The organism is Streptomyces sp. IBSNAI002, from assembly GCF_052244475.1.
In the GTDB taxonomy this organism is placed as follows: Bacteria; Actinomycetota; Actinomycetes; order Streptomycetales; family Streptomycetaceae; genus Streptomyces.
This window is the reverse complement of sequence record NZ_JBQPXG010000002.1, coordinates 468,250-487,150: the sequence shown is the minus strand read 5'-3', so window position 1 is coordinate 487,150 and position 18,901 is coordinate 468,250. Positions and strand designations below refer to the sequence as shown.

The 18,901-nt window shown below is 72.9% G+C and carries 18 protein-coding genes and 2 pseudogenes; 7 read left to right on the top strand and 13 right to left on the bottom strand.

Annotated elements, in window-relative coordinates:
* Positions 1-27: 27 nt before the first annotated feature.
* From ACTVZO_RS02595 to ACTVZO_RS02580, 4 genes are read right to left on the bottom strand one after another with little or no spacing between them, the layout of a single operon-like run.
* The gene (locus tag ACTVZO_RS02595; protein WP_443296756.1) at positions 28-870 is read right to left on the bottom strand and encodes a Rossmann-like domain-containing protein; all 843 of its coding nucleotides are present in this window, start codon (positions 868-870) and stop codon (positions 28-30) included.
* Positions 867-1,685: an ABC transporter ATP-binding protein gene (locus ACTVZO_RS02590; RefSeq protein WP_443296755.1), complete on the bottom strand. Its 819-nt coding sequence runs from the start codon at positions 1,683-1,685 to the stop codon at positions 867-869. Before ACTVZO_RS02590 ends, ACTVZO_RS02595 begins: the two co-directional genes overlap by 4 nt.
* Entirely contained in the window at positions 1,682-2,830 is a 1,149-nt protein-coding gene (locus ACTVZO_RS02585) for a FecCD family ABC transporter permease (RefSeq protein WP_443296754.1), read from the bottom strand. Before ACTVZO_RS02585 ends, ACTVZO_RS02590 begins: the two co-directional genes overlap by 4 nt.
* The gene (locus tag ACTVZO_RS02580; protein WP_443296753.1) at positions 2,820-3,842 is read right to left on the bottom strand and encodes an ABC transporter substrate-binding protein; all 1,023 of its coding nucleotides are present in this window, start codon (positions 3,840-3,842) and stop codon (positions 2,820-2,822) included. The genes ACTVZO_RS02585 and ACTVZO_RS02580 overlap by 11 nt, the downstream gene beginning before the upstream one ends.
* A gap of 313 nt (positions 3,843-4,155) precedes the next feature.
* Between ACTVZO_RS02580 and ACTVZO_RS02575 the strand changes: the two genes are divergently transcribed.
* The 3 genes and pseudogenes from ACTVZO_RS02575 (at position 4,156) to ACTVZO_RS02565 (ending at position 7,044) form a co-directional block, all read left to right on the top strand.
* Entirely contained in the window at positions 4,156-5,355 is a 1,200-nt protein-coding gene (locus ACTVZO_RS02575; protein WP_443303027.1) for an MFS transporter, read from the top strand.
* Between the two features lie 75 nt (positions 5,356-5,430).
* Positions 5,431-6,229, top strand: a pseudogene (locus tag ACTVZO_RS02570) (crotonase/enoyl-CoA hydratase family protein).
* Positions 6,193-7,044: an FAD-dependent monooxygenase gene (locus tag ACTVZO_RS02565; RefSeq protein WP_443303026.1), complete on the top strand. Its 852-nt coding sequence runs from the start codon at positions 6,193-6,195 to the stop codon at positions 7,042-7,044. The pseudogene ACTVZO_RS02570 and the gene ACTVZO_RS02565 overlap by 37 nt, the downstream one beginning before the upstream one ends.
* On the opposite strand, the gene ACTVZO_RS02560 is transcribed toward ACTVZO_RS02565, so the two are convergent.
* Entirely contained in the window at positions 6,981-8,588 is a 1,608-nt protein-coding gene (locus ACTVZO_RS02560) for an oleate hydratase (protein ID WP_443303025.1), read from the bottom strand. The genes ACTVZO_RS02565 and ACTVZO_RS02560 overlap by 64 nt on opposite strands.
* A 275-nt stretch (positions 8,589-8,863) precedes the next feature.
* On the opposite strand from ACTVZO_RS02560, the gene ACTVZO_RS02555 reads away from it, so the two are divergent.
* Positions 8,864-10,930, top strand: coding sequence for a SpoIIE family protein phosphatase (locus ACTVZO_RS02555; RefSeq protein ID WP_443296752.1), 2,067 nt, complete (start codon positions 8,864-8,866; stop codon positions 10,928-10,930).
* Between the two features lie 12 nt (positions 10,931-10,942).
* Here ACTVZO_RS02555 and ACTVZO_RS02550 read toward each other — a convergent pair.
* Positions 10,943-11,071: pseudogene (locus ACTVZO_RS02550) on the bottom strand (MBL fold metallo-hydrolase); the annotation flags it as partial.
* A gap of 2 nt (positions 11,072-11,073) precedes the next feature.
* On the opposite strand from ACTVZO_RS02550, the gene ACTVZO_RS02545 reads away from it, so the two are divergent.
* Positions 11,074-11,508, top strand: a complete 435-nt coding sequence (locus tag ACTVZO_RS02545; RefSeq protein WP_443296751.1) for a MarR family winged helix-turn-helix transcriptional regulator — start codon at positions 11,074-11,076, stop codon at positions 11,506-11,508.
* Positions 11,509-11,542: 34 nt separating this feature from the next.
* Here the strand turns inward: ACTVZO_RS02545 and ACTVZO_RS02540 are convergent, their stop codons facing one another.
* Positions 11,543-11,752 carry a hypothetical protein gene (locus ACTVZO_RS02540; RefSeq protein ID WP_443296750.1) on the bottom strand — a complete coding sequence of 70 codons (210 nt, stop codon included), beginning with the start codon at positions 11,750-11,752 and terminating at the stop codon, positions 11,543-11,545.
* A gap of 336 nt (positions 11,753-12,088) precedes the next feature.
* On the opposite strand from ACTVZO_RS02540, the gene ACTVZO_RS02535 reads away from it, so the two are divergent.
* Complete coding sequence (locus ACTVZO_RS02535) at positions 12,089-13,351, top strand: transcriptional regulator (RefSeq protein WP_443296749.1); 1,263 nt, start codon at positions 12,089-12,091, stop codon at positions 13,349-13,351.
* A 29-nt stretch (positions 13,352-13,380) separates the two neighbouring features.
* Here the strand turns inward: ACTVZO_RS02535 and ACTVZO_RS02530 are convergent, their stop codons facing one another.
* Both ACTVZO_RS02530 and ACTVZO_RS02525 read right to left on the bottom strand, forming a co-directional pair.
* Positions 13,381-13,938, bottom strand: a complete 558-nt coding sequence (locus ACTVZO_RS02530) for a pyridoxamine 5'-phosphate oxidase family protein (RefSeq protein WP_443296748.1) — start codon at positions 13,936-13,938, stop codon at positions 13,381-13,383.
* A gap of 48 nt (positions 13,939-13,986) precedes the next feature.
* Entirely contained in the window at positions 13,987-14,799 is an 813-nt protein-coding gene (locus tag ACTVZO_RS02525) for a class I SAM-dependent methyltransferase (RefSeq protein ID WP_443296747.1), read from the bottom strand.
* Between the two features lie 115 nt (positions 14,800-14,914).
* On the opposite strand from ACTVZO_RS02525, the gene ACTVZO_RS02520 reads away from it, so the two are divergent.
* On the top strand, positions 14,915-15,493 hold the full coding sequence (locus ACTVZO_RS02520; RefSeq protein WP_443296746.1) for a maltokinase N-terminal cap-like domain-containing protein: 579 nt from the start codon (positions 14,915-14,917) through the stop codon (positions 15,491-15,493).
* A 39-nt stretch (positions 15,494-15,532) separates the two neighbouring features.
* On the opposite strand, the gene ACTVZO_RS02515 is transcribed toward ACTVZO_RS02520, so the two are convergent.
* From ACTVZO_RS02515 to ACTVZO_RS02500, 4 genes are all read right to left on the bottom strand, one after another.
* On the bottom strand, positions 15,533-16,324 hold the full coding sequence (locus ACTVZO_RS02515; RefSeq protein ID WP_443296745.1) for an amidohydrolase family protein: 792 nt from the start codon (positions 16,322-16,324) through the stop codon (positions 15,533-15,535).
* 330 nt (positions 16,325-16,654) lie between these two features.
* On the bottom strand, positions 16,655-17,797 hold the full coding sequence (locus ACTVZO_RS02510) for an RNA polymerase sigma factor (RefSeq protein ID WP_443303024.1): 1,143 nt from the start codon (positions 17,795-17,797) through the stop codon (positions 16,655-16,657).
* A gap of 8 nt (positions 17,798-17,805) precedes the next feature.
* Positions 17,806-18,213, bottom strand: coding sequence for a YciI family protein (locus ACTVZO_RS02505; protein ID WP_443296744.1), 408 nt, complete (start codon positions 18,211-18,213; stop codon positions 17,806-17,808).
* Between the two features lie 192 nt (positions 18,214-18,405).
* Positions 18,406-18,783, bottom strand: coding sequence for a hypothetical protein (locus ACTVZO_RS02500; RefSeq protein ID WP_443296743.1), 378 nt, complete (start codon positions 18,781-18,783; stop codon positions 18,406-18,408).
* Between the last annotated feature and the right edge of the window lie 118 nt (positions 18,784-18,901).

Here is an 18,901-nt window from a genome sequence, read left to right as displayed (position 1 = left end):
CGCAGGCGGGCCGCGGCCCGCCCGCGGTCAGGCGCCGGACGTGGCGCGGTAGCGGTACAGCCGTGTGGGGTCGGCGCTGAACTGCGAGAAGGGGAAGGGCTCCGCCGACAGCGCGCTCACGCCCGCCCCGAGGAAGGCGCGGGCCACGGCACTGCCGCTCTGCGCGTACACCACCAGCGGGATCCCCCGGGACCGGCAGCGGTCCAGGATCGTGTCGAACGAGCCGTTGCTCAGGGTCATTCCGGTGGCGACGACGGCCTCCGCCCCGTCGAGTACCTGGTGCATGTCGGCGGTGACCGGGTCTCCCCACTGGGTGGTCCTCAGGTTGAAGTCGCAGGGCAGGGGTACGCCGCCGCGCTCGCGGATCGCGGCCACGAGCGGGTTGACGACGCCGATGATCGCGACCTTCGCGCCCGCCCGGATGTCGAGCAGCCCCGCGATCGCCGCGTCGCGGGCCGCCGCGCGGACTTCCGGTGTTCCGGCCGGCAGGACGAACGCCTCGGCCTCCCCGGCGTCCACGGCACGTACGTGCGGGCGGACTTCGGCGAGGTAGGCGTCGAGCGCGGCCATCCGCAGGGGGCGGGGTGCCTCGCGCAGCAGGACGTCGAGGGGGCTGCCCGAAGCCTCGCGGCAGACGGCCGGGTCGATCTCGCCCGCTTCGAAGGCGCAGCCGCCGAAGGAGGCGCCGAGGCGGACCAGGACGTACTGGTTGAGGTAGGTGGAGTCGCCGCCGGCGAGGCGCGTGCCGTGGTGGATCCAGAACACGCTGGTCGCGACGAGCTCGGAGGGCAGCGGGCCGTACGCACCGGCGAGCACGGACGCGGTCAGTGCGTCCACGGTCCGGACGGGTGCGGTGGAGGCGGGGGTCATCGGGGGGTCCTTGTCAGAGGGGGAGCGGGGTGGAGCGCGGTGGAGGGGGCGCAGGTGCGCCTGCGGTAGGCGACCGTGCGGTTGCCGAGGGCGTCGGTGGCGAGTTCGGCGTCGACCTCGAAGACCTCGGCGAGCCGCTCGGGGGTCAGGACGGCCTCGGGGGCCCCGGACGCGACCAGCCGGCCGTGGTGCATGAGCACCAGCCGGTCGCAGTACCGGGCTGCCAGCGACAGGTCGTGCAGCGCCACCAGGACGGTCTGGTCGGTGCCGGCCAGCAGCTCCAGCAGCTCCAACTGGTGTTTCACGTCGAGGTGGTTGGTCGGCTCGTCCAGCAGCAGACCGTACGCCTGCTGGGCCAGCGCCCGGCCGATGTGGGCGCGCTGGCGCTCACCCCCCGAAAGGGCCCGCCAGGAGCGGCCGGCCAGCGCGGTGAGCCCGACGCGCTCCAGCGCGGCGGCCACGACGGCCCGGTCGGCCGCGTCCGGTCCGCGCCAGCGGTCCCGGAAGGGGGTGCGCCCCAGGCCGACGACGTCCGCGACGCTCAGATCGCTGTCGGAGCCCGAGTCCTGCTCGACGAAGGCGATGTGGCGGGCGATGCGCCGGGCGCTCCACCGCCGTACGCACGTGCCGTCGTACAGCACCGTGCCCGCGTCCGGGGCGCGCAGGCCCGCGAGGCAGCGCAGCAGGGAGGACTTGCCCGACCCGTTGGGCCCGAGCAGCCCGACGGTCTCACCGGGGGCGATGTCCAGGTCGACCGCGCGGACGACGGGCGTGCCCGCCACGGACCAGCTCAGCCGTTCGGCCGTGATCCTCACAGCTCCCCCCTCTTGCGCAGGACGAGCAGGAACAACGGGACGCCGAGCAGCGCGGTGATGACGCCCACGGGCAGCTCGCGCGGCGCGAAGGCGACCCGGGCCAGGGCGTCCGTCCACACCAGGAACACCGCGCCCGCGAGCGCCGTGTACGGCAGCAGCACCCGGTGCAGGGGTCCGATCAGGAACCGCACCCCGTGCGGCACGATCAGCCCGACGAAACCGATGGCGCCGACGGTCGCGACGGCCACCGAGGTCAGCACGGCCGTCACCACGAGCAGCAGCAGCCGGGTGCGCCGTACGCCGATCCCCAGGGAGGCGGCGGTGTCGGCGCCGAACGCGAGACCGTCGAGGGCGCCCGAGCACAGCCATGCGGCCGCCAGCCCGAGGGGCGTGACGATCGCACAGACGAGGACCGCGTCCCAGCGGGCGGGTGCCATCGAGCCCAGCAGCCAGTGGGTGACGGCCCGGGTGGTGTCGGCGTCGGCCGAGGACATCAGGGTCAGAGAGGTCAGCGCGGTGAAGAGCTGGCCCACGACCACGCCCGTCAGCACGATGCGCACCGAGTCCAGGCCGGTCCGGCGCAGCAGCAGGAGGAGCAGGCCGAAGGAGAGCAGCGCGCCGACGAGGGCGCCGCCGGTGACCCCGAGCACGCCGGCGCCCACGCCGAGGACCACGACGGCCACGGCGCCGGTCGAGGCGCCCGAGGACACGCCGAGGAGGTAGGGGTCGGCGAGTGCGTTGCGGGTGACGGCCTGCAACACCGTGCCGCACACCGCGAGTGAGGCGCCGACCAGGGCGGCCATCAGCACCCGGGGCGTCCGCAGGTCCCAGACGAGCGAGTCCACCAGCGGCGGAAGCGGCTCGACGGCCAGGCCGAGCCGGCTGCCGAACACCGCGGCGAGGTCGGCCCACCCCACGTCGGCGGTGCCGATGCGCACGGCCCACGCCATGGAGACGGCCAGCGCCGCGGCGGCGGCGAGGAACAGCCCCGCCCGGGCCGGCGCGGACCGGACGGCGGGGAGTGCGGCCGCCGGTGGCGCGGCCGTCGGGGACTGCGGTGACGCCGGCGGCCGCGGGCCCGGGCGGCGGGCCGCCGGGTGCAGCAGGTCCACCGGTCCCGGACGGGGGGCCGGATCAGTGGGCATGGCCGAGGTCCCGCATGCCCGTGGCGAGCAGCTCCAGGGCGTGTACGGACCGTACGGACGGGTCGAGTTCGATGCCCGGCACCTCGAGGATCTTGTCGCCGCGCACGGCGTCGAGCTTGGAGATGACCGGGTGCCGGGCCATCACCTCGCGCTTCTCGGCGGCGCTGTCGCCCTGCCGGCCGCGCTCGGAGAGGTCGCCGATGACGATGAAGTCGGGGTCCCGTTCGGCGACTTCCTCCCAGGAGACCTCCGGCCAGTCCTCGTTCACGTCGTCGAAGGCGTTCCTGGCGCCGACGATCCGGCTCATCTCGCTGGGCAGGCCCGTCTTGCCGGCCACGTACGGCATGCCGTTGAAGACGGAGTAGAGGTAGACGACGGTCGGCCGTTGCTTGACGTGCGCGGCCGTCTCGCCGGCCTTGGCGACCGCGGCGCGCTGCCCGGCGGCGAGTTCGGTGGCGGCCCGGTCGGCGCCGAAGGCCTTGCCCAGGTTCTCGTAGTCGGCGAAGAGCAGGTCGAAGGCCGTCTTCCCGGGCTCGTTCTGCTGGGGGCAGTCGACGGCGCTGACGAAGGTGGGGACCTTCAGGGCCTCGAGCTCCTCGCGGGTGCCCGCCCGGTCCTTGGTGAAGAGCTCGCCGGAGCCGGCGACGACGAAGTCGGGTGTGGCGGAGCGCAGTTGCTCACTGGTGGCGATCTTCGGGGCGATGACGGGGACCTTGGCGTAGGCGTTCTGGTACTTGGCCGGGATCTTCGTCTTGAGGTTGGCCGTTCCGGCCATGCGCTCTTGGAGTCCGAGCTCCAGCAGGATCTCGGTCGAGGTCTGGTCCAGGGCCACGGCGCGTCGGGGTGCCTGCCCGAAGGCCAGTGGCCGGCCGCAGCTGGTGAGGGTCGTCGCCTTGGCCGGGGCGGTGGCCGCGGCCTCGTGGTCCGGGGCCGGGCGGCCGGCCGCGGCCGAGCAGCCGGCGGTCGCGAGGGCGACGGTGAGGGCGATGCCGAGGCGGACGGGATGGCGCATGGGTTCTCCGGTCTGGGAAGGGCGTGGTGCTGGTCGCGGGGCAGGAGTGCCGCGCCAGAGAGTACCGTAATGGTTATCATGTTCAATAACTACTCCGGGGGTGGCGCTTTCCCGTCGGGCAGCCGTCGAGCCGTTCGGCGGCGCCGGCGGCAACGGCGCCGAGTGCGTGCCGCGTTGCCGTCCCGCCGCCACCGGACCCGTCCGACCGTGAACAAGGGAGCAACACCCCGTGGCGACTCCATACACGCCCGCCCCGGCCCCGGCCGAGGCCGATCCGACCGATCCGGACGTTCCGCCTCCCGCGCCGTCCGTCCTGCGCGATGTCGCGTTTCTCCGCCTTTGGGTCGGAACTACCGCCTCCGGCCTGGCGACCTGGGCGCTGCCCTTCGTCCTCGGTCTGGCCGTGCTGCACCGAGAACTCGGCCCCGCGGGGCTCGGCCTCGTCCTCGCCGCCCGAACCGCCGGCTTCCTGGCCGCGGTCGCCGTCGGCGGCGTACTCGCCGACCGCCACTCCCGCCGCGCGGTCGTCCTCTGGTCGGCTCTGGCCGCCGCCGCTGCCGCCCCCCTCCTCGCCGCCGGCCTCGGCCGCTCGGTCCTGCTCATGACCTGCGCCGCGGCCCTGGCCGGCGCCGGCCAGGGCGCCTGCCGCCCGGCCTTCCAGGCGCTCACCGCCGAGGTCGTCGCGCCGGAGCGCAGGCAGCAGGCCAACGCCGCCATGACCCTGGCCGTCCGCAGCTCCACCCTGGCCGGCCCGGCCCTGACCGCCCTGCTCGCGGCCTTCCTGGACGTGTGGACCCTGCTGCTCGGCATCGGCCTGCTCTGGCTGATCGCCGCTCTCGTACCGGGCCGCAGCGGCGCCGCCCCCTCCGCCGCTCCGCAACCCGCACGGCGGGCCTCGTTCCGTGCGGAGTTCGTGGACGGCATACGCGAGGCCCGCCGGCACCCCTGGTTCCTCGCGGGCCTCGCAGCGCTCACCGCGGTCATCGCGCTGGGCTACTCCGCCACCAGCGTCGCCCTCCCGCTGATCAGCCGGGACCGCTACGGCACGGAGTGGGTGCTGGCCGCCGCCGTGACCGCGTACACCCTCGGCGCCCTCGGCGGCGCCCTCGTGATAGCCCGCTGGCGGCCCCGCGCCCAGGGCTGGGCCGCGTTCGCCGGCCTCGCCGCGTACGGCTTCGCACCGCTCAGCCTCATGCTGCCGCTGCACCCGGCCGCCGTGATCGCCGCGTACGCCGTCGCCGGCATCGGGATCGAACTGTTCAACGTGCCCTGGTTCACGGCCACCCAGCGCGAGGTCGCCCCGGACAAGCTCGCCCGGGTCTCCTCGCTGGACTTCCTCGTCTCCTACGGCCTGGCCCCGCTCGGGCTCGCCCTCATCGCACCGGCCATCTCCGCCTTCGGCGTCACCCCGGTCCTCGCCGTGTGCGCCGCGGTCTGCTTCGCCGTCCCGGCGGCCGCGGCCCTGGTGCCCACCGCACGCCACTTCGCCCGTACCCCCGCGGCGGCCGACTGACCGGTTCCGGCCACCGTGACGCCCGTGGACGGTCCATGTGTTCCGCCTACCGGCCCGTCAGGAGACACTCACCCCATGGCATCCGAGTACGACGCGACCTCCGAGCCCGTACGGGTCAGCCGGAGCGGCGCGGTGACGACCATCAGCCTGAACCGGCCGCACGTCCGCAACGCGGTGGACCTGACCACCGCGACCGCGCTGGCCGACGCGTTCCGTGCCTTCGACGCCGACCCGGAAGCGGCCGTCGCCGTGCTCCACGGCGAGGGCGGCACCTTCTGCGCGGGCGCCGACCTGAAGGCCATCAGCGACGGAAACGGAAACCGGGTCGCCGCGGACGGAGACGGCCCCATGGGCGTCTCCCGGATGCGGCTCTCCAAGCCCGTCATCGCCGCGATCAGCGGACACGCGGTGGCCGGGGGCCTGGAACTGGCCCTGTGGGCGGACCTCCGAGTGGCCGACGAGAGCGCGGTGTTCGGAGTGTTCTGCCGCCGCTGGGGCGTACCCCTGATCGACGGCGGAACGGTCCGGCTGCCGCGGCTGATCGGTACGAGCAGGGCCATGGACCTGATCCTCACCGGAAGGGCGGTCGACGCCGCCGAGGCCCTCCACATCGGCCTCGCCAACCGCGTGGTCCCGGCCGGACAGGCGCTGAAGGCGGCCCGGGAACTGGCCGCGCAGCTGGCACGGTTCCCGCAGACCTGCATGCGCCACGACCGCCTTTCGGTACTCGAAGCGGAAGGCCTCGACGAACCGGGGGCCCTCGCCGTCGAGTTCGGCCACGGCGCGGTCTCCCTCGCCCGCCGACGCCGTGACCGGGGCCACCCGCTTCGCCTCCGGATCCGGCCGCCACGGCGCCGGCACCGGCTCCGCCTGACCGCCGGGCACCGTCGGGGCGGTGGGCCGGTCGGGCTCACCGCCCGGGTCCTGCTGGAACGGTGGGGCGCGCGGACGCTGCTCGTCGAGAAGCTGCGGGTCCAGCACTGGGTGATGAACGCCTTCGTCGTCGACCGCTTCCGCCACGGCCGGGTCCTGCTGGCGGGCGACGCCGCACACGCGATCCCCGTCTTCGGCGGCATGGGCATGAACACCGGCGTCGCCGATGCGCACAACCTGTGCCGGAAACTGGCGGGAGTGCTCCGCGGCCGGGCCGGACCGGGCGTGCTGGACGCCTACGGGGCGGAGCGGCACCCCGCGGCCCACCTGACCCTCCGCCAAGCGGTGGCCAACACCCGGCTCGCCCTCCAGGTGCAGAGCCGCCGCCGCGAACAGCGCGAAGCCGGCGCCGCGGCACCGGCCCTGATGGAACTGCCCTGGACGGAGCGCTACTTCGCCCAGCTCGGTCTCGTGTTCGGTGTGGCCTACCGGTCCGGCGCCGTCCTCACCGACCCCAGCGCCCCACCCGGGCCGGCCGACGTGGGCACGGACTACGTGCCCACCGCGGAACCAGGACACCGGATGCCGCACCTCTGGCTCGCACCCGGCCGCTCCACGCTCGACGCCTTCGGCGCATGGTTCACGCTGGTCACCGCGGATCCCACCGCCTGGGAGCGGCGGGCCGCCGGAGCCTGGCCCCTGCGCGTCGAGCCCCTCACCGGCGAGCAGGCCGGGCTTGAGACCCGGCCAGGTCAGCGCCGGTGCAGGGTTTCGAGGGCCTCGACGAGGACGCGCGGGTCGTGCCCGCCCTTGTAGACGGCCGGGGGCCTCTTGTCGAGGCGGAGCAGCCGGGACACCGCCGTCCAGGCGGTGCGTACGGAGTACTCGACGGTGAAGACCACGTCGTCGGGGACCTCGGCGTACTGGCCGATGAACGCCAGGTTGGTGGAGCCCGCGGGGACGACCTGGGGGCGGTCGCCGGCCTTGCGGACGAGGAACTGGCTGGTGATGTAGGGCATCATCGCGGGGATCACGACGGACCCGTCCAGGATCCGCTCCCGCTCGGCGAAGGGCAGGTGCCGCAGCACCTCCTCGAGGATCTCGCGGCCCGTGCACGCGGACATGGGCTTGCCGACGAAGTCGCCCTGCCGGTCGGGGAACAGGGCGTAGCCCCACCAGACGAACGTGTCCTCGGGCTGCTCGCGGAAGTGCGGCTGGTGGTTGAGCACGATGGTCAGCAGCCAGCTGGACTGCTTGAAGGTGATCAGACCGCCCTTGCCCGCCTCGCTGCCGCTGAACTCCTCCATCAGTTTGAAGAAGAGCGGGTCCTTGGTGGTGACCGTGAAGGACTCCCAGGTCGAGTCCTTCACCGAGGAGTTGAACACCTTCGGATCGCCCAGTCCGGCTCCGGGCCGCTTCGCGGCCAGGGTCTCCCACAGCTGCCAGGCTCCACTGGCGGAGGCCGTGTCCAGAGCCGGGACGGTGTCGGTGGAGCCCAGGGTGGAGTTCGCGGTCATCGAACCGTTGGTCACCAGCACCAGGTCGTCCGGACCGACCGCCGTCTCGCCGCTCTCACCGGAGCCCCCGCGGAGCTCGGTCGTCCCCGTCTTCCCGATGCGCTCCCAGACCAGGGCCTCCACCGTCAGCCCGGCGCCGTCGGCCAGACGCAGATCGGTCACACGCGTGCCCAGCTCGACCGTGACGCCCTGGGCGGTGAGCCAGGCCAGCAGGGGGCGCACGATCGAGTCGAACTGGTTGAACCGGGTGCGGTAGATCCCCGACATGGTGTCGAAGGTCTTGAACAGGTGGACGAAGCGGTTGAGGTAGCGGCGGAACTCGATCGCGCTGTGCCAGGGCTCGAACGCGAAGGTGGTGCACCACATCGCCCAGAAGTTGGTGGTGAAGAAATCCTCGTGGAACAGGTCCGAGATGCGCTTGCCGTCGAGCAGGGCCTCGGGAGTGGCCACGCACTTCACGAGTTCGAGGCGGTCGCGCTCGGTGAAGGTCATCGAGTGCGCGTCGATGATGTTCCCGTGTCCGTCGACCAGGCGGGCCCGGTCCTCCCAGGCGAAGTCCTCGTGGAACGCGAAGGTGTCCTGGGTGACGGAGGTGTCCGGGTCGTCCAGTGAGGGAATCGAGGACAGCAGGTCGTAGGTGCAGTCGAAGTGGATCTCGAACATGCGGCCGCCGCGCATGGTGTATCCGGTCTCGGGTGAACCCGCCGCGTCCAGGCTGCCGCCCTCGCGGTCCTGCTCCTCCAGGATCACGATGTCGCGTCCGGCGAACCCGCCGTCGCGGATCAGGAACGCCGCCGCCGCGAGCGATGCGATCCCACTGCCCACCAGATAAGCCTTGGCCACAGCCATCCCCGTTCCCTGGGCTGAAACAACCCTTCACGGGTCCCCTGAACCGCGCGGCCCGACACCGGGAAGGGCCCACGATCCCCGGATCGGACCAGCCCGCGCGGCCCCGGTGACCCTCGGTGAGCGGATGTGGGCGGTCCGTGGGCGGGGCCGACCGGGAGGCGGTGGCACGCCGACCGGCAGACGATGGAACCGCGACCGCGGAATGCAAGGCCGGAACGCAAGGCCGGAACGCAGGGCAAGGACACCGCGGCGTTGGATGCGGGTGCCAGATGAACGAGCACAACGCGGTCGACGATCTGATCAGCAGCGCCGCGCAGGCCGCCGGCGGCTGGCTGGGCGCGCTGCCGGTGGCCGTCGTGGCCACCAGCGCCGACGGGACGATCGTGCGCTGGAACCAGCTGGCGCAGGAACTGCTGGGTCACGCCCCCCAGCAGATGCTGGGCCGCAACATCGCGGACCTGCTCCACCCGGGAGCCGACCGCAGTCTGGGCCGCTCCCTGTGGGAGGCCGCGGCCATGGGGCGGGGCGTGATGGGCACGGTGACCGCCTGGCACCGCGACGGGCACCCGCTGGAGGTGGAGATCTGGGCCGCTCCGGTGTCCGACCGCCAGCACGGCGCGGCCACGGTGCTGGTCTTCGCGGCCGACGCCCACGCGGCCCGGCGCATCCGGGGGTCGTCGGCGGTGTGGGACGGACTGTTCGCCCGGTCCCCGGTCGGCATCGCCATTCTCGACACGCAACTGAGGTTCCTCCAGGTCAACGCCGCGCTCGAAGCCATGAACGGTCTGCCGGAATCGGCTCACGTGGGCCGCAGCCTGGCCCAGATCCTGCCGGAGGTGAACGCCCAGGAGATGGAGGACGCCATGCGGCAGGTGCTGGAGACCGGCCGCCCCGTCCTGGACCGCCGCCGCGTCGGGCGGACGCCGTCCGAACCGGACCACGACCGGGTGTGGTCGTGTTCCTACGTCCGGGTGGAGGACCCGGCCCGCATGCCGATCGGCGTCATCGCCTCGCTGGTCGACATCACCGAGCAGCAGCGCGACCACGTGGAAGCCGAAGCGGGACGGCGCAGGCTGGCCATGCTCAGCGAGGCCAGCATGCGCGTCGGATCCAGCCTGGACCTGGAGCGCACCGCGCAGGAACTCGCCGATCTCGCCGTGCCGCGCCTGGCCGACGCCGTCACCGTGGACGTCCTGGACGCGCTGGCCCAGGGGGACGACCCCGGCATGGGCCTGACCGGCGGGGTCGCCCTGCGAAGGCTGGGCAAGGCTCCGCTGTCCGGATCCCGGGTGACCGACATCCTCGATCCCCTCGGCCGGACCCTCACCTTCCCCGCGGCCGCCCCCTACAGCCAGTCCCTCGCGGCCCGGCAGCCCTACCTCATCGCACGCCTCGGCGAGCAGGCCGACGCACCCGCCACCCGGCACGCGCCGCAACCCGCGCAGCTGGTCTCGGTCGGCGTGCACTCCTTCATCATGGCGCCGCTCGTGGCGAGGGAGTCGGTGCTCGGCGTCGCCACCTTCTACCGCACCCGCCCGGTCGGGCCCTTCGGCTCCGAGGACGTCACCCTCGCCGGTGAGCTCACGGCGCGCGCCGCCCTCAGCATCGACAACGCCCGGCTCTACCAACGCGAGCACGAGACCGCGGTGATCCTCCAGCGCAGCATGCTCCCGCAGCACATCACCCCGCCCCCGGGCATCGCCGTCGCCCACCGGTACCTGCCCGCGAGCGACGTCAACGAGGTCGGCGGGGACTGGTACGACGTCCTGTCCCTGGCCGGCGGCAAGGCCGGGCTGCTCATCGGCGACGTCATGGGGCACGGCATCGCCGCCGCCGCGGTCATGGGCCGGCTGTCCGCCTCCGTACGGGCCCTCGCACGCCTCGACCTGCCACCCGTCGGCCTGCTGCACCATCTGGAATCGACCCTGGCCGATCTGGCCGAACCGATGCTGGCCTCCTTCCTGTACATCGTCTGCGACCCGGCCACCGGGCACTGCACCGTCACCCGGGCCGGACACCCGCCGCCCGCCCTCGCGCTCCCCGACGGGACGGTCCGCCTCCTGGACACCCCGCCCGGCGTCCCCCTGGGAGTCGGGGGAGTCGACTTCACCCCCACCGACATCGAGGTGCCGCCGGGCAGCCTGCTCGTGCTCTACACCGACGGCCTGATCGAGGCCCGCGGCCGCGACATCGACGAACGGCTGGCCGAACTGACGCAGCTGCTCGCCGATCCCCAGCGGCAGCTGGACCACGTGTGCGACTCCCTGATCACCCACCTCGTCCCGGCGGCGGCCGACGACGACATCGCCCTCCTCGTCGCCCGCGTCGGCGGCTAGGCCAGGCGGTACTCAGGCGTCGAGGGGCTGCCAGGCCGGCCCGTTTCCGTCCCGCCTGACGTGTCCGAAGACGACGTCGGCGAAGTGGACGCCGAAGCCGATCGTGCCGGGCTCGGACAGCTCCGCGACCAGGCGGTGGCGGCATGACGACGTCCCCCGGCCCGGACCCGCAGGCCATCGCCGAGCGCCAGCTGTGCGGTCTGGTGAACGGTCTGGCCCAGCGGATCGCCGAGCACGTGCGGGAGCGCGCCGCCACCCTGGGCCTCACCGCACCCCAGGCGACGGCCCTGCGGGAGATGAGCGGGCCGATGACCATGCGGGAGCTCGCCGAACGCATGAGCTGCGAGCCCTCCAACACCACCTTCGTCGTCGACAAGCTGGAGAAGCAGGGCCTGGTCGAGCGCCGCCCGCACCCCACGGACCGCCGTGCCAAGCGCCTCGTCCTGACCGTCGAGGGCTCCGCACTGCGCGAACGCCTCCTGGGGCTCCTCGCCGTGGACTCCCCGCTCTCCGGTCTCGCCCCGCAGGAGCAGCGCGTCCTGCACGGCCTCCTGGAGCGGGCCATCACCTCGGCCTGAGCCGTCGCCGGCCTCGGCGACGGGACGGCCCACGTCAAGAGTGGTCGTCGTCGTCCGCCGCCGCGGGCCGGTCCTCCCGCGGCCGGGTCAGCAGCTGGACGACGAGCTCCCCGGCTGCCGCCGCCACGACGGACCAGAGCTCGCCGGAAGCAGGGCCGGCCGAGATGAGCGCGACCAAGCCCACGAGCACCAGAAGCCGAATCCATTCCGCCGTGCCCCAGCCGTTTCGCTTCTCGCCGTTCATTGCGGCCTCCTCCACCCCAGAGATGGGACTTTCCGCCCATCAGCCAGACGTTCTGGTCCTACTGTCGAGAGCGGCAGCGGGGTGGGCACAGGTGCGCGGCGTCGGGCAACAGGCGCGGCAGGGGGCTCGAAAAGGGCGCGTTGACGGCAAAGACTTAGTCAACCTGACGTCGGGTCACTAGCGTGGGTGGTCGAGCGGAGCAAACGCATCGGGGGTCTGATGAGTACTCGTCGAGAACCGAACCGGAACCTGCAGGACCTGATCAATGAAGCACGATTCTCTCGCAAGGGTCTGGCGCGGCGAGTCAGTGAACTCGCCGCCACACAGGGGCTCAGCATGGGCTGCGACCACACCGCGGTCGCGCGCTGGCTGGCCGGTTCCGTTCCGCGGGACCCCGCCCCGAGCCTCCTGGCACAGGTGTTCTCCCAGCGTCTCGGCCGGATGCTGACACCTCAGGACCTCGGCATGGACATCGTCTCGGAAGACCACACGATCGGACTCCGCTATCCCAGGAACACGGAACGCGCTGTCGACACGGCGAGGCGCTTGTGGAGGTACGACGTGGAAAACCGCGGATTTCTGATCGACTCCGCTTTTGCGGCCGGAGCCGTATCGGCCGCCAGTCGCGACTGGCTGATCGGCGGCCCGCGGGAGGACGTGAGTTATGCGGGCACCGATGGCCGCGTCACCATGGCCGATGTGCGGCACCTGCGCGCACTGGGCAATGAATTCGAGCGCCTCAGCCACGAGTTCGGAGCGCAGCGCATCCGCCGGCACATGATCAACTATCTGCATTTCGACGTCGCCCCGCTGCTCAAGAAATCCCGCACCGACGAGGTCGGCCGCGCCCTGTTGCAGACCGCGGCGGAGTTCACCGCGGCCGCCGGCTACATGGCCATCGACTGCAACGAGCTCAATCTGGCGGAGCGCTACTACATCCTGGCCCTGGGTCTGGCGCACGCCGCCGACTCACGGGACTACGGCGCCCAGGTCATGGCCACCCACATGGGACACCTCGCGCTGTACGCCCAGCACCCGGCCGAGGCGGTGCAGCTCGCCGAAGCCGCGAGGCTGGGAGGGCGGCAGCGCGGCGGCCACCTCGCCCTCGCGGTGGCCTGGGTCGTGGAGGCGCGCGGCCATGCCCGCATGGGGGACGGACGGGCCTGCGCCCGGGCGCTCTCGGAAGCCGAGCAGCACTTCGACCGGTCGGGCCCGGCGGACGATTCGGCTGCCTATCTGCGCTACTTCAAGGAGGCCTATCTGGCGGACGCCTTCGCGCACTGCTTCCGGGACCTGAACGAGCCCGCCAAGGCCTGCCAGTACGCGCAGGCCGCCCTGCGGGACCTGCCCGCCACCCACATGCGCCGCCGCTCGATCAACACCGGCATCCTCGCCCACGCCGACCTGACGGACAACGAGCCCGAAGCGGCCGCCCGGCACGGGCTGGAGGCGGTCCGGCTCACGCGGCAGCTCCACTCCCCACGGGCGTTCCGCAGGATCGCGCGCCTGCGCAAGCGGTTCGAGCCGTACCGGGGCGTTCCGGAGGTCGCGGAGTTCGTGGAGCAGGCCGACACCCTGCTGGCGGACGCGCCCGCGTAGTGGGGCGGCCGGCCGTCCTGGACGGACCGTCAGAACGCCCACCGGGTATGGGTGTACACCCCGTCGTCCCGGCCGAAGCCGTACGCGGTGGCCGGGGCCACGGCGAACACCACGTCGTCCCCCTTCCGGAACGCGTCCCCCATCCCGTGGAAGGTGCCCTCGGGCGAGGTGATGTGCGCGCCGTACTTCGTCTCGAACGCCGCGATCACCTCCTCCAGCACCGCCGGATCCGACACCCGCTCCGCCGTGCCCTCGACCACGAGGTCGAGGCCCGCGGTGAGCGAGTTCCCGCCGGTGGTCAGCGCGCAGTGACCGTCGTGCGCGAGGTTCCGCGCCTTCTGTTCCGCCGTGCCGGTGGAGAAGTACAGCGCCCCGTCGTGCCATGCGGCGATCACGGGGGTGACGTGCAGCCGTCCGTCGGGCCGCACCGTGGACACCCAGAAGATCTCCGCGGCTCCCAGCTGCCGCAGGGCCTCGTCCCAGTCGCTGGCGGTCACTTCCGCGGCGCCCGGGCGGGGGTTGAGCGCGGAGCTGTAGCGGGCGTCGAGTTCGGCGGTGGGCTGCTGTGCGGATCCGTCTGCGGGCATGGCTGGTTCTTCCTTTTCTCCATCTTTGCCCGCCCCGCGGCACCGGGCTCAGAGCCGCTCCGGATTCCATCCCCACGCGGTGAGCATTCCCGGTGACAGTCCGGTGCAGTCGGGCGAGCCGAGGTAGCGCAGGGCCTCGTCGAGCCCGGCGTCGTCGATCAGCCCCGTCGCGGTCATGGCCGGACGCGCCCGCTCCCAGGTGTCCGCCCAGAACCGGCTGATCGCGCTGCCGGGCAGGAGGGGCGGCACGTGGATCTCGGCCGCGACCGCCTCCAGCCCGGCCTCCCGCAGCAGCGCGGGACGGTGGGGCACCTGCGAGACGTCGGTACCGATGCTGTCGCGCAGTCCCTGCCACATGGCCCGCATGGCGAGGGTGTACGGGGTCACGGGCGCCGTCCGCGTGGTCAGGTCGACGGCGTCGCTGACGACCAGCACCCCGCCGGGGGCGAGCAGCCCGGCGAGCCGGGAGACCAGCTGCCGCGCGGAGGGCAGGTGCATGAGCACGAACCGGGCGTGGACGAGCCGGAACGGCCCGGGGGAGAAGTCCTCGGAGGTGACGTCCGCCTGGAGCACGGTCATGCCCGGCACGGGATGCGCTGCGAGGAACCGTACGTCGCGGTCGACCGCCAGGACCGACGCGACCCCCGCCTCGCCGAGGAGACGCCGCGTCACGGTGCCGGTCCCCGCGCCGATCTCCAGGCAGGTCCAGCCCGGTCCCACGCCCAGCTGCCGCAGCCGGGCCATGGTCGTCTCGTCGTAGGTGAGGGCCCCGAGATCGATCCGGTCGTCCTCGCCCCGGTCCTCGGGACGGAAGACCCGCTCACCGTAACGGCCCTCGCCCGAGGGCCCCGCACCGGTCATGTGGCCATTGTGGCAAGGGTGAGCGGATACCACATGTCGAGTACGCCGTCCTTCCGATAGGTTCGATCTTCGTTCTTCGATCTTCGATCTTCGATCACGTGACGAGGGAGCCCGCATGGCCACGATCCACCGCACCACCCTGACGCCCACCAAGCTGGAGCTGCTCACCGCCTGGCTGCCGAAGCAGAGCTGGTACGAGGGCCATGCGGGGACGCCGGAGCTGGCCAGGGCCGGCGGGTTCCGCCTGGACGACCCCGAGGGCGAGGTCGGCATCGAGTTCATGGTCGTGGTGGACGCCGGCGCCCCCGAGCCGGTGGCATACCTGGTCCCGCTGGCCTACCGCGGCGCGGCGCTGGACGGAGCCCCCGCAGAGGCACTGATCGGCACTTCCGAGCACGGGGTGCTCGGCACCAGGTGGATCTACGACGGCGTCCACGACCCGGTGGTGACGGCGCAGCTGCGCGCCCTGCTGCGCGGCGAGGCGGTCCCGCAGCACCAGAGCACGAGCGACACCCCCGACCCGACCGTCACCGTGCACGGAACGGGCCCCGGCGACGGGCGCGACGTCCGGGTCCACCGCGTCCTGCGGACGGCGGAGGCCGGCCGGGAGGCGTCCGGACACCTCGTCGCCGGGTGGACCTGGCCGGACGGAACGGCCGTACGGGGCGTACTCGCGGCCGTCACGCCGCGGTAGGACCTCGTACGGCCCGGCACGGCCGACCCGCAGGGCGGCTCAGGGGCCGAACCGCGGCCGCGTGTCGATGTGGTAGAACGCGGCTGCGTTGTCCCACAGCACCGCGCCCAGGTGTTCCTCGCCGACGGTCTCGGCGATGAGGGCGAAGTCCTCGTCCGAGAACGGCCGGCGCGCGCGGGTCGAGGGCAGGTCGGTGCCGGCCATCAGCGCGGTCGGATCGGCCCGTACGACGGCGGCCATGACCGTGGCGGGGTCGAGGTCGACGCGCCCGAATCCCGTGGCCTTGACCTTGACGCCCTGCTCGACCAGTTTCAGCAGGTGGGGAAGCCCGTCGCGGTGCAGGCCGAGGTGGTCGACGCTGACGGCGGGCAGCGCCGCCAGGGTCGCGGACAGCTCGGGCAGGTCGCGGGCGTCGATGTACAGCTCGGTGTGCCATCCGGCGACGTCGTGGACGCGTCGGGCGAGGCGGTCGAGCTGGTCGAGGGTTGCCGATCCACCGCGGCGGACGTTGAAGCGGACCGCCCGTACGCCCGCCGCGTCGAGGCTGCCGATCTCCTCGTCCGTCACCGTGGCCGGTACCTGGGTGACCCCGGCGTACGTAGGCCCGAGGACGGCCAGCGCGTCGCGCAGGTAGCCCTGGTCGAAGCCCTGGAACGAGCCCGAGACCACGGCGCCGCCGCGGATGCCGAGCCCGGCGGTGCGCTCGCGGTACTGGGCGACGGTGAAGGCGGGCGGCAGGTAGCCGTCGTTCTCGATCAGGGGGAAGCGCGGGTCGACGATGTGCAGGTGGGCGTCGAAGACCGGACGCCGGGGCTCTCGGTCCGCCCGCATTCAGCGCTCCCCGCCGGCGCCGTAGTCGGCGACGATCCTGGCCACCAGCGCCTCGAAATCGGTGTTCCAGCCGAACTGCTGCTGCATGCGCGCGCTCCCGGTTCCTCGTCGAACTGCCACTGACACACTCGCACACGTGCTGGGCCGTCTCTTCCGGATCTTGCTCCCCAGCTAGCGCTGGGAGGTGCCCCCAGTCAAGCCCGCGTCGTCTGGCGCTGTGCATCGCAGGGCGGAGGGGCGCCGGAGTACTGGACGTACTTGGGCGCCCCGACAACGCGGCGAGGTGCGGTGCCAGACGGCGCGGGTCAGGCGAGATCCGGAAGAGACGGCTTAGGCCCGGCGGGTGTTGAGCCGGGCGGCCTGGCGGGTCAGGTGGTTGCGCTCGGCCAGGTTGGCGGCCTTGGCGGCGGCCTCGGTGTACAGGCGCGCGGCCGTCGCCAGGTCGCCGTCGCGCTCGTGGAGGTACGCCGCCACCGCGGTGTGCCGGGGCAGGGACTGGTCCAGCGCGGCGAGCGCCGCCAGGCCGGCGCGCGGTCCGTCGGCCTCGCCGACGGCCACCGCGCGGTTGAGCCGGACGACCGGGCTGTCGGTCAGGCGCACGAGCTCGTCGTACCACTCGGCGATCTGCACCCAGTCGGTCTCCCCGGCCGTGGGCGCGTCGGCGTGCAGCGCCGCGATGGCGGCCTGCGCCTGGAACTCGCCCAGCCGGTCGCGGGCGAGGGCCGCCTGCAGGATCGACACGCCCTCGGCGATGGACCCGGTGTCCCACCGGCCGCGGTCCTGCTCGGCGAGCGGCACCAGGCTCCCGTCGGGTGCGGTCCGGGTGGCTCGCCGGGCGTGGTGGAGCAGCATGAGGGCGAGCAGCCCGGCCACCTCGGGGTGGTCGATCGCTGCCGCGAGCTGCCGGGTGAGCCGGATCGCCTCGGCCGCGAGGTCCACGTCGCCGGAGTAGCCCTCGTTGAAGACCAGGTAGAGGACGCGCAGCACGGTCGCGACGTCGCCGGGCTGGTCGAACCGCACCCCCGAGAGGGTGCGCTTGGCCCGGCTGATCCGCTGCGCCATCGTCGCCTCGGGCACCAGGTAGGCCCGGGCGATCTGGCGGGTGGTCAGGCCGCCGACGGCGCGCAGCGTGAGCGCGACCGCCGACGACGGTGTCAGCGAGGGGTGGGCGCACAGGAAGTACAGCCGGAGCGTGTCGTCCGCCTCGGGCACCGGCCCGGGCGCCGGCTCCTCGTCGACCAGGTCCTCGCGCCGGCGCCGGGCGGCGTCCGAGCGGGTCGCGTCGAGGAACCGGCGCCAGGCCACGGTGACCAGCCAGCCCTTGGGGTCCCGCGGGGGATCGGCCGGCCAGACGCGGACCGCCTCGACGAGCGCGTCCTGCACGGCGTCCTCGGCCGCCGCGAAACCGGCGCCGCGGCGGACGAGGATCCCGAGCACACCCGGCGTGAGGCTCCGGAGCAGGGCCTCGTCCATCGCGGCGGTCACTCCATGATCGTGGGCGGCGCGGCCAGGAACGGACGTACCTCGAGCCACTCGTGGAGGGGCTTGCCGCCGGCCCCGGGGGCGGCCGAAAGCTCCCCGGCCAGCTCGACGGCGCGGTCGTAGCCGTCGACGTCGATGACCATCCAGCCGGCGATGAGGTCCTTGGTCTCGGCGAACGGGCCGTCGGTGACCGGCGGGCGGCCCTCGCCATCGTAGCGGACCCACGCTCCGCCGGGGGCGAGCGCCTGGCCGTCGACGAACTCGCCGGTTGCCTCGAGCCGGGTCGCGAAGTCCTGCATGTACTGCACGTGGGCCGTGATCTCCTCCGGGGTCCACTGGTCCATGGGCACGTCGTTGACCGCGGCCGGGGCGCCGCGGTAGTGCTTGAGCAGCAGGTACTTGGCCATCGTTCTTCTCCTCCGTGCTGTGCGGCCCCATTCTGGCCGCCTTCACAGCGGGGACGGAGCCGGTCGCGGATCCTCGACATCGCCGTCCGAACTTTTTTGACCCGCGTGGCTGAGCCCCTCCGTCCGGCGCACGAGGGACCGGGGCCCGGACCGTGTCGGTCCGGGCCCCGGCCGCGTGCGGAGGGGAGTGCCTCAGCAGCGCGTGGACACGCCGCCCGTCTCGTTCCCCTTCAGCAGCCCGCCCCAGATCCAGTTGCCGGAGTAGAGCCTGACCCACTTGTCGTGAGCGACGCCGTTCTGGTTCACCCACTGGCCGTGGCTCCAGCACGAGGCGTTGAGACCGGTGTTGGCGTCCACGGAGTAGGCGATGTCGCAGTTGGTGGAGGCGCAGGTGCGGACGTTCGCGGAGGTCCAGGTGGTGACGACCTGGTTGACGCCCGCGTCGGACGCGGTGCTCTGAGTGATCGGCCGGTCGGCGGGCGGTGTCGCCGCGGCAGCGGGCGCGGCCATCCCGACGGCAGCCAGCATCCCTGCCGCGACCGCCGTCGCGACCCTGACTCGCGTACTCATGGTGAAATTCCTCCCCCTTTGGGAATGATCTTCCGGAATATCCGGCGCGAAAGACGCTAATCGCCGAAGAGTCCGTGTGTTGAGTCATGTATTGGCCAACTTGTTTGGGCTGCTGCCG